Annotated in this window: 9 protein-coding genes; 4 read left to right on the top strand and 5 right to left on the bottom strand. The window is 69.4% G+C overall.

Features of this window, described 5'->3' with window-relative positions; all coding sequences use genetic code 11:
• Positions 1–27 precede the first annotated feature (27 nt).
• A complete protein-coding gene (locus CHC08_RS33590) occupies positions 28–384 on the top strand; it encodes a hypothetical protein (RefSeq protein WP_089211404.1) in 357 nt (118 codons plus the stop codon).
• Positions 385–643: 259 nt separating this feature from the next.
• On the opposite strand, the gene CHC08_RS33585 is transcribed toward CHC08_RS33590, so the two are convergent.
• Positions 644–1,585, bottom strand: coding sequence for a hypothetical protein (locus CHC08_RS33585; RefSeq protein WP_143653438.1), 942 nt, complete (start codon positions 1,583–1,585; stop codon positions 644–646).
• A 47-nt stretch (positions 1,586–1,632) separates the two neighbouring features.
• Positions 1,633–2,913: a cryptochrome/photolyase family protein gene (locus tag CHC08_RS33580; protein WP_245878716.1), complete on the bottom strand. Its 1,281-nt coding sequence runs from the start codon at positions 2,911–2,913 to the stop codon at positions 1,633–1,635.
• Positions 2,914–3,335: 422 nt separating this feature from the next.
• On the opposite strand from CHC08_RS33580, the gene CHC08_RS33575 reads away from it, so the two are divergent.
• From CHC08_RS33575 to CHC08_RS33565, 3 genes are all read left to right on the top strand, one after another.
• Positions 3,336–4,301, top strand: a complete 966-nt coding sequence (locus CHC08_RS33575) for a MerR family transcriptional regulator (RefSeq protein WP_089211401.1) — start codon at positions 3,336–3,338, stop codon at positions 4,299–4,301.
• A gap of 291 nt (positions 4,302–4,592) precedes the next feature.
• Positions 4,593–5,117 (top strand): RNA polymerase sigma factor, encoded by a 525-nt coding sequence (locus CHC08_RS33570; RefSeq protein WP_089211400.1) that lies wholly within the window; start codon positions 4,593–4,595, stop codon positions 5,115–5,117.
• 94 nt (positions 5,118–5,211) lie between these two features.
• Positions 5,212–6,192 (top strand): YbgA family protein, encoded by a 981-nt coding sequence (locus CHC08_RS33565; RefSeq protein ID WP_245878715.1) that lies wholly within the window; start codon positions 5,212–5,214, stop codon positions 6,190–6,192.
• Positions 6,193–6,368: 176 nt separating this feature from the next.
• Here the strand turns inward: CHC08_RS33565 and treZ are convergent, their stop codons facing one another.
• Genes treZ through glgX form a run of 3 tightly spaced genes read right to left on the bottom strand, consistent with a single transcriptional unit; the run spans position 6,369 to position 12,534 of the window.
• Entirely contained in the window at positions 6,369–8,072 is a 1,704-nt protein-coding gene (gene treZ / locus CHC08_RS33560) for a malto-oligosyltrehalose trehalohydrolase (protein WP_089211398.1), read from the bottom strand.
• 3 nt (positions 8,073–8,075) lie between these two features.
• The gene (gene treY, locus CHC08_RS33555; protein WP_338055712.1) at positions 8,076–10,436 is read right to left on the bottom strand and encodes a malto-oligosyltrehalose synthase; all 2,361 of its coding nucleotides are present in this window, start codon (positions 10,434–10,436) and stop codon (positions 8,076–8,078) included.
• Positions 10,429–12,534, bottom strand: a complete 2,106-nt coding sequence (gene glgX / locus CHC08_RS33550; RefSeq protein ID WP_179282355.1) for a glycogen debranching protein GlgX — start codon at positions 12,532–12,534, stop codon at positions 10,429–10,431. The genes treY and glgX overlap by 8 nt, the downstream gene beginning before the upstream one ends.
• Positions 12,535–12,657: the final 123 nt, after the last annotated feature.

The following is a 12,657-nucleotide window of genomic DNA, read 5'->3' as shown; positions in this document are numbered from 1 at the left end:
CCCTACGAGGGCACTAGGATTTACACCATGAGTGATGAATCGGGCACTGAACGCTATCTGCGTCTGACTGTCGAGCTTACCGTGGAGGTGCAGGACCTCGCGGGCCTGCAGGCTGCCGCGCTGAAGGAGATCAACCACCCGGACGCCGATCTGGACGATGACGAGCGCAAGGAGCAGGCGGAGCTGGTCTCCACCGACGACACCGGTGCCACGGCGCTGCAGTGGCTGATCGAGCCGGACCATGTCCTGGGTCTGATCGAGCACGTTGAGGAGATCGAGCCTCGCGAGGCCGTGCTGGGCGTCGAGCCCTCCGACGGTCCCTCGGACGAGGATGAGGACGAGGAGCACGACCACGACCATGACGCTGTCGGTCACAAGCACTGAGATCGCTCGTTGACCATGGAGTCGTTCCCGAAGCTCCGGAGCTGACCTCGCGGGCATCCGTCCCGCCGGCTCCGGTGCTTCCGGGGACGTCCCTCATCCGTTCACGTATCGGCGGCGTCCCCGAGCCACCGACAGTCGGTGACGCCCTCCGGCGCGCGGCACCCCCGAGCCACTGACAATCGGTGATGTCCTCCGACCTGCGACTTCCTTGATCCTCCGCTGAATCGGTGACGCCCTTCGACCACTTCGGCGGCGTCCCTCAGCCGGTGAGGACGTCCTCGCGACGGGCGACGAAGGAGTCGCGCCCGCGCGTCAGCTCCCCGCAGCGGGCGGCCAGGCCGTTCACCGTACCGCCCACCCATTCGGCGACATCGCCGACGGCCTCGCCCGTGCGGGCGATCCGCTGATGCTTGATCGCATCGGTGACGATGTTGTCGAAGAACATGTCGGCGAACCAGCGGGTGTCCACCTTGGGAAGCGCCGGGCTGACGTGCACGCCGATGTCGACGAGTTCCCTGGCGAAGACGTCCAGGAGATGCTGGGCGTGCCAGGCCGCCTCGTCCGCGTTGAGCAGGTGGCCGCGTTCCATCATGTCCGCGATGCCGCCACCGCCGGCGAGCATGTCCCACGTGGAGGCGCCGCGCGCGCTGCCGAGGCAGCGCAGGACCTGGCCGACCGCGTGGGCGGCGGCGACCCCGGCACGGTGGGCCTCCTCGTGCTCCCGGAGGTCGGCGTCGACCTCGGCGAGCCGCTGGGCGATCTCGGCCAGCTCGCGGCCCCGGGGATCGCTCGACTCCACCAGCATGCGCTCCTTGCGTTCGAGCAGCGCGGCGAACTCCTCCGGGGCCGACCCGACCTCGGCCAGTGCCTCCTCCAGGGCCGTCCGGTCGGTGTTCAGCCATTCGAGGCGGGTTCGCTGCCCTTCCAGGCGCTGCCGTACGGCCAGTGCCTGGGCCTTCTCCCCGGCCAGCTTCTCCTCCCTGGATCCGGTGAGGCCGGCCAGGAACGCCGAGAAGCCGCCCTCCAGCCTGGAGACGCCCCGCTCCTCCTCGGCGAGTTCGGCTTCGAGGTCGCCGATGAGCCGCCCGACCTCGTCGAGCTGGACCTCCACCGCCTGACGCCGTCTGGTCAGCTGCTCCAGCTGTCGCACTCGCCCGTGAACGGCCCGTAGGTCATCGTCGATGCTCTCAAAAGAGGTCACACTTTTTGCGACGTGCGGCAGAGCCAAATCGTTCCGCCCGGGCGCTGTCAATCCATCGAGACCAGGGGCTGTGGATAGCCGGGGACGCCCGCCGGCAACAGCCACGGCTCGTGGATCGCCCTCTTCGGCACCGAGCACAGCTCGGGCACGTAGCGGCGGACGTATTCGCCGTCCGGGTCGAACCTTTTGGCCTGCCGGATGTGGTTGACCGTCTGGTTGGGCCGGGTGTTGTTGCCCGTCCCGGCCATCCACTGCCAGTTGCCGTAGTTGTTGGCGATGTCACCGTCGAGCAGCATCTCGAAGAAGTGGTCGGCCCCCACTCGCCAGTCGAGACGCAGCCGTCTGACCAGGAAGGACGCCACGATCATGCGGGCCCGGTTGTGCATCCAGTTCTCGGTGAGCAGCTGCCGCATTCCCGCGTCCACGATCGGAACCCCGGTCATGCCCTCCTTCCAGGCCTGCGCGGCGCCGGAGTCGGTGCGCCACTCCTGGCCGCGCGACCGGTAGTCGTCCCGGTTGATGCGGGGGAAGGCCGCCGTCACCTGATGGAAGAAGTCGCGCCAGCACAGCTGCCTGACGAAGGCGTCGCCGTTCACGGCCGTCGACTCCAGCTCCAGGGGCGACAGGCAGCCGAAGTGCAGATACGGGCTCAGCCTGGAGGTACGGTTTCCCGCGAGATCGTCGTGGCCGTCGGCGTAGTCCTCCACGCAGTGCTTCAACCACTGCCTCATCCGTTCGCGCGCCACCGTTTCACCGCCCCTGAACAGCACGGACGGTTCATGATCCGAGTCGGGCAGCAGACCTCCCTCCAGACCGTCGGGAACGTGCACCATGTCGGGCGCCTTCAACGTCTCCCGCCGCGGATGGGCGCTCCAGGCGCGCCAGTAGGGTGTGAAGACCCGGTAGTGATCACCACCGCCCGAAGGCCTGAGCGCGTCGGGCGCGACGATCGTCACGCCGGGGAACCCGCGAAACTCCATCCGGCTCTGCTCACATGCCTCGGCGAGCCGCCGCTGCCTGCGCCGCGCGAGCGTGCTGACGTCCGAACTGGCATAGACGGCCTGGGCCGAGATCCGCCTTGCCAGCCGTACGGTCTCCGCGACCGGGTCGCCCCGGCGAATCACGAGCTCACCGCCCCGCTCCCGTAGCGATCGACGCAGGTCGGCGAGGCACTCGGACAGGAAGGCCGAACGGTGGCCCGCGGGCAGCGCGGGGTCGAGCACAAAAAGCGGGACCACCTGGCGCGCGTTCTCGCATGCGGCGGCGAGGGCCGGGTGGTCGTGCGTCCGGAGATCGCGGTTGAACAGAACGATGACGGTGTCCATCATGATCTCCTTTTCGCACCCTGCGGCGCCGGCGGTTGCACCTACCAGGGTTCATTCCCTTTCATCCGCTCCAGCCCCGGGGGTTGAACCCGTTGGGGCTCACTCCCTTCATGCGCCCCGGCCGTCGCACCCGCCCGGGCTCACCCCTCTCGTACACTCCGGCCCAAGTGGTCACGCGCACCAGAACCCGCCCCATTCGCACACCCGGCCCCGGTCGTTGCGTCTGGCGAGATCAGCTCCTTTCGCATGCCAGCCCCGTGGACCCCATTTGCCGCATATCGCCACCTTTCACGTGCTCCGGCTCCCGTTATTGCATCCGCCGGGACCTGTCGCTCGAAGAACCTTCCAGGGGACGACCACCCGTGCCGTCTGGCAGCCTGGTAGGGCGATTACGGGCATGGAACGGGTTGTGAGAATGAGATGAGATGGGCGAGCAGAGTCAGGTGACCACCGAAGAGGAGCCGGGCTACGGCATCGGAGCCGTCGCACGGCGTCTCGGCGTGCCCGCCCCCACCCTGCGGACCTGGAACCTGCGCTACGGTCTCGGCCCCAGCCGACGAAGTCCGGGAGGGCATCGCCGCTACGACCTGAGCGACCTGCGGCGCCTTGAGGAGATGAACCGGCTCATCCGGACGGGCGTGCCCGCCGCCGACGCGGCGCGGGAGGTCCTGAGAGGCGACGGGCCCCCACCGGCCGCCTCTCTCCGGGAAGTCCCCGATTCTCGGGAGGCCCGGGAGGAAAGGGAGGGCCGGGAGGAACGCCCGCCCGCCCCGGCGCCGCGCCCCGAGATCCCCACGGTGGCGATGCTGGCTCGGGCGGCGATCATGCTGGACAGCCAGCTCGTGTCCGACTGGATCGGCGCGGCGCTGGCCAGGCACGGGGTCATCTGGACCTGGGAGGAGCTGGTGATCCCGGTTTTCGAGACGATCTGCAGGCGTCAGGCCGAGACCGGCGCGAGCATCGAGGTCGAGCACCTGTTCTCCGACCGGTTGCTGGCCTCCCTGAGCCGGTTGATCGAACGCCCCGCCCGGCCGATCAACGTCCGGCCGGTGCTTCTCACCTGCTCCGAGGAGGAGCAGCACAGCCTGCCGATCTACGCGCTGGCCGCCGCGCTGACCGCCGAACACGTGGATACACGCGTGCTGGGCGCGCGGATCCCCTACCCCGCCCTGGCCGACGCGATGCGCCGCCTCGGCCCGGCGGTGGTCTTCGTCTGGTCCCAGCTGCCCGAGACCGGCGACCCGGCCCCGCTCGCGTCGCTACCCCTGCTCCGCCCCGCGAGCCGGGTCATCGTCGGCGGCACAGGGTGGTGGGATGATCTCCCGCCGTCGGTCTCCCGCGTCACGTCGTTCCGGGACGCGCTCACCCAGATCAGCGCCGCCCTCCACTGACCGCGCGCCGCACCGGCCGTCCTCCTTTCGAAGGCTCCTCCCGTCACCGCGCCCGTCGTCCCCGGCCCGGGCCACCCTGACGGGCCGCTCCGCCGATCGCTCCCGTCTCGCCTCTCCGGCTTCCCCCTGACACCGCGCCCGTGGTCCTCGTATGACCGCGCCGGCCGTCCGCGTTTCGCCACCCGGATCCCCGCCTTCTCGCGACGCGCCCCTCCCCTCAGGTTGCGATCACGAAGGGTGAGCGAGTATGAATAAGTTTTGAGTAGGTTTTCTTGGCAAGGGAGAGTCATCATGACAGACACCTTGAACATCCGGCTCGCCGAGGGCGACGACGCCGCGCTGGCCGAGTGTTTCCACACGCACGGGTCGCTGGTCCGCTCCTACCTGCGGCGATTCGTCCCTCAGCAGGATGTCGAAGACCTGCAGCAGATCGTGTTCGCGGAGGTCTGGCGGTGCCGGCACCGCTTCGACCCCGCCCGCAACCTCCCGGCCTGGTTGCTCGGCATCGCGCACAACCGGGCGATCGACCAGCTGCGGATCCGGACACCGCGGACGGTCCCGCTGGACGTGGTGGCCGATCCGGCCGGTGCGGACGGACGGACCCACGGCGACGGCCTGGCGGACCGCGACCAGGTCCAGCGGGCGCTGGCCGAGCTTCCCGCACCGCAGCGCCAGGCGATCGAGCTGGCCTACTACGGCGAGCTGACCCAGCGGGAGATCGCCGAGAGGCTGAGCGTGCCGCTCGGCACCATCAAGGCCCGTACGGCCCGCGGCCTGCGCCGCCTGTCGAGCATCCTTCCCCCGGTCACGGCATGAGCGGGACGGGCCGGGCGAGGGTATGAGCGGGATGAGCGGCACGAGTGCCATGAGCGGGACCAGCGAAACAGGCAACCTGAGTCGGACAGGCGAGATGAGCGACATGAGCCGGACGGGCGACATCGCCGAGGCCATCAGGCCCCGGGTCGCGGTGTCCAGCTGCCTGATGGGCGAGCTGGTGCGGTTCAACGGCGGCCACAGCCGCGACCGGTTCCTCAGCGGGGAGCTGGACCCTCACGTCGACTGGGTGCATGTCTGCCCGGAGATGGAGATCGGCCTCGGCACCCCGCGCGAGACCCTCCGCCTCGAACGCTCTCCCGAGGGGCCGCGCCTGGTGACCAGGAAGACCCGGGTGGACCTCACCGACCGGATGGCGGCCCTGTCCGCCGAGCGGGCGCGCACCCTCGACGTGGACGGCTACGTCTTCAAGTCCAGGAGCCCCAGCTGCGGGCTGCACGGCATCCCCGTCTACGAGGGGGACATGGCCGTGGATCGCAAGGGCCGGGGCGTTTTCGCGGCCAAGATTCTCGACGCCCACCCGCTGCTGCCGGTGGAGGACGAGGGACGGCTGAACGACGCGCTGCTCCGCGAGACCTTCGTGGAACGGATCTTCGCGCACGCCCGGCTGCGCGCGCTGCTGGAGGGCGACTGGCGGGCGCGTGACCTGATCTCCTTCCACTCCCGGCACAAGATGCAGATGCTGGCCCACGACCCCGTCGCCTACGGCGAGGCCGGCCGTGTCGTGGCCCGGGCGGGCGTGCGCCCCCGCGAGGAGCTGGCCGCCGACTACGCCCGCGTGTTCGGCACGGCCTTCGCCACGAAGGCCACCATCGGCCGCAACGTCAACGTCCTGCAGCACTGCATGGGCATGATGAGCGACGCGCTCGACCCGGCCAGGCGTGCCGACCTGGCGGAGGTCATCGCCTCCTACCGGGCCGGCCTGGTGGCCCTCAGCGTGCCCGCGACCCTGCTCCGCCATCACGCGCGGGGCGAGGCCGCCGAGTATGTACGGGATCAGACCTACTTCTCGCCGTACCCCGAAGAGCTCCGCCTACGGAACCACGTCCCCGCGTAAGCGGCCGGTCGGCCGGAGGACTTCGCCCGCGAACCGAGCTCCCTGATGAGGCCGCCGATCAGCGGCCTCATCAATCGGCATTCCCAGATCCGCGTCCTCGGCCCGCGTTCCCTCGTGAGCCGCCGGTCCGGCGGTCTCACCCATCGGCGTTCCCGAGCCCTGTCCCCGCGCCCGCGTCAGGTCACCTTCAGGATCGCCAGGGAGCGGGCGGGCAGGGACAACTCCTCGCCGTCCACGGTCACCCTCGGGTCGGAGGCGAGCAGGATCTGGGCGGGCGAGAGCCGTACCGTGATCGGGATCGGGCTGAGGTTGGCGGCGACGCGGAGCATCCCCCGGTGGACGACCAGCCAGGTCTCGCCGTGATCGACCTGGACCCGGTCGAGCCTCGGGTCCGACAGGTCGGGGTGGGCGCGACGCAGCGCGATCAGTGCCCGGTACCAGTCGAGATGGGCCCGGTGGGCGTCATGGTCGAGCTCGCTCCAGTCGAGCTTGGACCGCAGGAAGGTCATCTCCTCGCCGGGATCGGGCGCCTTGTCGGCCCAGTCGTCGTAGCCGAACCCGACGAACTCCCGCCGCCGCCGGTCGGCCTCCCCCTCGCGGAGCTGCGGCTCGACGTGGTCGGTGAAGAACAGGAACGGCGTGCGCGCCCCCCATTCCTCCCCCATGAACAGCATGGGGGTGAACGGCGAGGTCAGCAGGAGTCCCGCGGCCAGCCTCAGCGCGTCGGGCGCGAGCCGGTCGCCCTCGGCCCGGTTGCCGATCTGGTCGTGGTTCTGCGCGCAGCAGACGAAACGGTAGCCGGGCACGTGGCTCGCCGGGCGCCCGTGGGAACGGTGCCGGAAGGTCGAATAGGTCCCGTCGTGGAAGTAGCCCCGGGTCAGCACCTTGGCCAGGGCCCCCGCGAAGTCGTCGTAGTAGCCGTGCCGCTCACCGCTCACCGCCACGTGCAGGGCGTGGTGGACGTCGTCGTTCCAGGCGGCCTCCAGGCCGTACCCGCCGGCCTCGCGCGAGGTCATCAGCCGGGGGTCGTTGAGGTCGGACTCGGCGATGAGCGTCAGCGGCCTGCCCACGGCCGCCGACAGGGCCTCCACCTCGACGGCCAGCTCCTCCAGCAGGTGCACGGCCCGCTTGTCGTGCAGCGCGTGCACGGCGTCCAGCCGCAGACCGTCGACGTGGTAGTCGCGCAGCCACTGCAGCGCGTTGCCGATGAGATAGCCGCGCACCTCGTCGGAGCCCGGACCGTCCAGGTTGACCGCCTGACCCCAGAAGGAGGAGGCGGAGGAGTGGAAGTAGGGGCCGAAGGGGGCCAGGAAGTTGCCCGACGGGCCGAGGTGGTTGTAGACGACGTCAAGGATCACGCCGAGCCCCTGCCGGTGGCAGGCGTCCACGAAGCGCTTGAGCCCGTCGGGGCCGCCGTAGTTCTCGGTGACGGCCCACAGGTCCACGCCGTCGTAGCCCCAGTTGCGCTCTCCCGGCACCGGGGGCACCGGCATGATCTCGACGAAGTCGACGCCGAGCTCCGCCAGGTGCTCAAGCTTGCCGATCGCCGCGTCGAAGGTGCCCTCGGGGGTGAAGGTGCCGATGTGCAGCTCGTAGATGACCGCCCCCGGCAGACCCCGTCCCCGCCAGAGGTCGTCGCTCCACTCGAACCGGTCGTGCTCGTAGACCCGGCTCGGCCCGAAGATCCCCTCCGGCTGCCATCGGGTCCGGGGGTCCGGCAGCGCCTCGCCCCCGTCCAGCCTGAAACGGTAGTCGGTCCCGTGCCCGGCCCCCGGCACCTCCACCGACCACCAGCCGGCCGACCCCGCGGACATCGAGTAGCGGACCTCCTCGATCTCCACGTCGACCGCGGTCGCATGCGGCGCCCATACCTCGAACATCGGCTAGTCCCTTTCCAGGAGTGCCACGGGGTGAATGGACAGCAGGTGCGCTAGGGGGATCCGGCCGGTGTGCTCGGCCCCGGACAGCAGGTCCCGCCACCTTCCGTGCGGCAGCGTGAGCGTACTGCTCCCCCAGCCGCCACGCCGCTCCAGCCCGACCGGCAGCCGGGTGGCCACCGCGACGGCCCGGTCCCCGCGGGCGAAGGCGATCGCGTGCTCGTCGGCCTCCAGCGGGATGTACGGCGCGGCCGGATCCAGCCGCCGGCGTAGGTTCAGCGCCTGGGTGGTGACCATCAGTTTGGCCTCGTCCCACGACAGATCACCGGCCTTGCCCGCGTCCCACGACGGACCGGCGGCCTTGGCCCCGTCCCACGACGGGCCATCGGCGGCGGCGCCTCCACCGGCGGCGGCGGCAGCGACGCTGCCGCCGCCGGCACCGGCGAGCATCCGGCGGCGCAGGTCGAAGTCGACGGGGCGGCGGTTGTCCGGATCCACCAGGGAGAAGTCGGTGATCTCGTTACCCCAGTACAGGTCGGGCACGCCCGGCAGCATGAACTGGACGAGCTTCTGTCCCAGGGAGTTGGACCGGGCGTACGGCTCGATCCTGTCGGCGAACTCCGCGATCGACGCGCCGCACTCGCCGATGGCCTGGGTGACGAAGTCGCGGATACCCGCCTCGTAGGCGGGGTCGGGGGTCACCCAGGAGATCGAGGTCTTCGCCTCGCGGGCCGCCTTGAAGAGGTAGTCGAAGAGCCTGTCCTGGCTGATCGGCCAGGCCGCCATCAGGTTCTGCCAGGCGAGATAGTCGAGCACCGGGTCGAAGGAGACCTTCGAGGACCACTCCCCGACCGCCGCCGCCCACTCCCCTGGCAGCTCCGACAGCACGGCCAGCCTGGCCCGCACATCCTCGGAACGCTTGGTGTCGTGCGTGGACAGTGTGGTCATCGTTCCGGACGACATCTCCAGGCAGAACGTGTGGAAGTCACCCACGGACTCCCCGAACCGGTCCGGCTCCCCGCCCACCTCGTTCAGGCATGCCAGCGGATACCACCGGTAGAGCGCGGTGTCCTCCACCCCCTTGGCCATCACCGGCCCGCAGGTCTGCTGGAAGCGGGTGACCGCCTCCGCGGGGCCGTACAGCACCGTGTTCACGACCTCCGCGACCGGGGCGCCCTCGGGCAGCCGGTCGGCGGCGAGCTGTCCCGCCGTCTCGACGATCCTGGCCGAGACCTCCGGCACCGGCTCTCCCGGCACCACGTAGGCCCGGTAGACGGGCATCGCGGCGAGCAGCTCCACCAGCGCCTCGCGGTCGGAGCCGACGACGGCGTGCAGCCGGTCGATCTCCGAGGTGAAGAACAGGCCGAGGACCTCGGCCTTGGACTCCTGGACCACCGTGGCGTAGTCGGTCGGCATGCCGGTGTGCATGACGAACAGCTCCACCAGCCGTTCCTTGCCCGCCGGGTCGACGAACAGACCGGTGATCCGGTTGAGCACGTCGTAGCCGCTCGTGCCGTCGCAGTCCCAGTCCTCCGGCAGCTGCTCGGACCCGATCAGGATCTTCTCCACCACGGTCCACACGCCCGAGGCGGCCCGGAGCCGGGACAGGTAGCCGCGCGGCTCCGCCAGCCCGTCGGGGTGATCGATCCGGAGCCCGTGGACGACCCCCTCCTCGATCAGGGAGAGCATCACGGCGTGAGTGGCGTCGAAGACCTCCGGATCCTCCACCCGCAGCCCGATCAGCGAGGAGACGTCGAAGAACCGCCGGTAGCCGGGCCCCTCACGCCAGTCGACCAGCCGGTAGTGCGTGTCGGGCAGGGGGAACTCGTGGTCGTGGTAGCGCAGCACGTCGCCGTCCGCCACCGGGCCGTCGTCACCCCCGAGGACCGGCATGTTCAGCTTGCCGCCCGCCCAGTCGATGTCGAACCAGGACGCGTACGGCGAGGCCTGCCCGTCCTTGAGGACCGACCAGAGCTGCGCGTTGCCCGACTCCGGCACCGGGATCGTCATGTGGTTGGGCACGAGGTCCGCGACGATTCCGATCCCGTGCTCGGCCAGCGTCGCCGACAGCGCTCGCAATCCCTTGATCCCGCCGAACTCCGCCCGGATCCGCGAGTGGTCGGTCACGTCGTAGCCGTGCCTGGACTCGGGGTTGGCCTGCAGGAGCGGCGACAGGTAGACGTGGCTGATCCCCAGGTCCCGCAGGTAGGGAGCGAGCTCCGCCACCTGCGCGAACCCGAAGTCGGGGGTCAGCTGGATCCGGTAGGTCGAGGCCGGCGCCGGATAGACCGGGACCGGCTCCTCGAATGACTCGGACGGCTCAGACACGAACGGCTCGGATGACTCGGACACGCCTGGTTCAGACACGACGCAACACCCTTACCGAACGGCCGACGACCGGCACGCTTTCGCCCGCCCGGCAGATCCGGGTGTCAACTGTGATCGGCATCGCCGTGTCGATCTCCATCAGCCACATCTCGCCGTAGTCCTTGGGAATCGTGAACTTGATGACATCGTGGTGCGCGTTGAACAGGAGCAGGAACGAGTCGTCGGTGATCTGCCGTCCCCGGCGGTCCGGCTCGGTGATGGCCTCGCCGTTCAGGAAGACCGCCAGCGACTTGGCGTAGCCCACGTTCCAGTCCCCATCGGTCATCTTCTCCCCCTTCGGGGTGAACCATGCGATGTCGCTGAGATTGTCCTCCGAGCCGCGTACCGGCCGGCCGTAGAAGAACCGGCGCCGCCGGAAGACGGGGTGGTCGGCGCGGAGCTTGGCCAGGCGCCGGGTGAACTCCAGCAGCAGCCAGTTCTCCCGGACGTCCGACCAGTCCACCCAGCTCAGCTCGTTGTCCTGGCAGTACACGTTGTTGTTGCCCCGCTGGGTGCGGCCCAGCTCGTCGCCGTGAGAGATCATCGGCACGCCCTGGGACAGGAACAGCGTCGTCAGGAAGTTGCGCTTCTGCTGCTCGCGCAGTGACTCGATCGCCAGCGAGGCGGGCCCCTCCTCGCCGCAGTTCCAGGAGCGGTTGTCGTCGGCGCCGTCCCGGTTGTTCTCGCCGTTGGCCTCGTTGTGCTTGTGGTTGTAGGAGACCAGGTCCTGCAGGCTGAACCCGTCGTGGCAGGTGACGAAGTTGATGGAGGCGGCGGGGCGGCGGCTGTCGTCCTGGTAGAGGTCGCTGGAGCCGGTCAGCCGGGAGGCGAACTCCGGCAGGGAGGCGGGCTCGCCCCGCCACAGGTCGCGGATCGTGTCGCGGTACATGCCGTTCCACTCGGTCCACCGGGCGGGGAAGTTGCCCACCTGGTAGCCACCGGGCCCGACGTCCCACGGCTCGGCGATCAGCTTGACCTGCGACAGCACCGGGTCCTGCTGGACCAGGTCGAAGAAGGCGCTCAGCCGGTCGACCTCGTGCAGCTCCCGCGCCAGTGTGGAGGCCAGGTCGAACCTGAAGCCGTCCACATGCATCTCGATGACCCAGTAGCGAAGTGAGTCCATGATCATCTGAAGCACGTGCGGGGACCGCATGAACAGGCTGTTGCCGGTGCCCGTGGTGTCCATGTAGTAGCGCTTGTCGTTGTCGACCAGGCGGTAGTAGTCGGCGTTGTCGATCCCCCGCATGCTCAGCGTCGGACCCAGGTGGTTTCCCTCGGCGGTGTGGTTGTAGACCACGTCGAGGATGACCTCGATGTTCGCCTCGTGCAGCGCCTTCACCATGGCCTTGAACTCCAGCACCTGCCCGCCGCGCTGGCCGGTGCTCGAATAGGAGTTCTGCGGGGCGAAGAACCCGATGCTGTTGTAGCCCCAGTAGTTCGTCAGCTCCCGTTCGGCGAGGACGTGGTCGGTGACGAACTGGTGCACCGGCATGAGCTCGATCGCCGTCACCCCGAGCGAGGTGAGGTGATCGATGATCTCCGGGTGGCCGATCGCCGCGTAGGTGCCGCGGATCCGCTCGGGGATCTTCGGGTGGTTGATGGTCAGGCCCTTGACGTGCGCCTCGTAGATCACCGTGTTGTGGTACGGCGTGCTAGGCGGACGGTCGTGTCCCCACCCGAAGAACGGGTTGATCACGATGGAGCGGGGCACGAACGGGGCCGAGTCGGCGTCGTTACGGCTGTCCGGCTGGCCGAAGCGGTAGCCGTACACCGCCTCGTCCCACTTCACATCCCCCTCCACCGCCTTGGCGTAGGGGTCGAGCAGGAGCTTGTTGGGATTGCACCGCTGCCCGTTCGCCGGGTCGTACGGACCGTGCACGCGGTAGCCGTACCGCTGCCCGGGGCCGATGCCCGGCAGATATCCATGCCAGACGTATCCCTCGCACTCGGTGAGGGTGACCCTGGTCTCCTGGTTGTCGTCGTCGAACAGGCACAGCTCGACGCGTTCCGCGGCCTCGGTAAAGAGCGCGAAATTGGCTCCCGCGCCGTCGTAGGTCGCCCCCAGAGGATAGGGGTCACCCGGCCAGATCTCGATCATTGCACCGCCCTTCAGCGGTGGACAAATATGCCCCATGTTTTCCCAGCCATGCACACATTCCTACTCCTGTCACGGTGAACTCAGACTCAAGGAATGACACGCCTTTGCCAGCGGCACGTTCGG

Source organism: Streptosporangium subroseum (assembly GCF_900188345.1).
GTDB lineage: Bacteria > Actinomycetota > Actinomycetes > Streptosporangiales > Streptosporangiaceae > Streptosporangium > Streptosporangium subroseum.
This window is presented reverse-complemented; position numbering and strand designations above follow the sequence as displayed.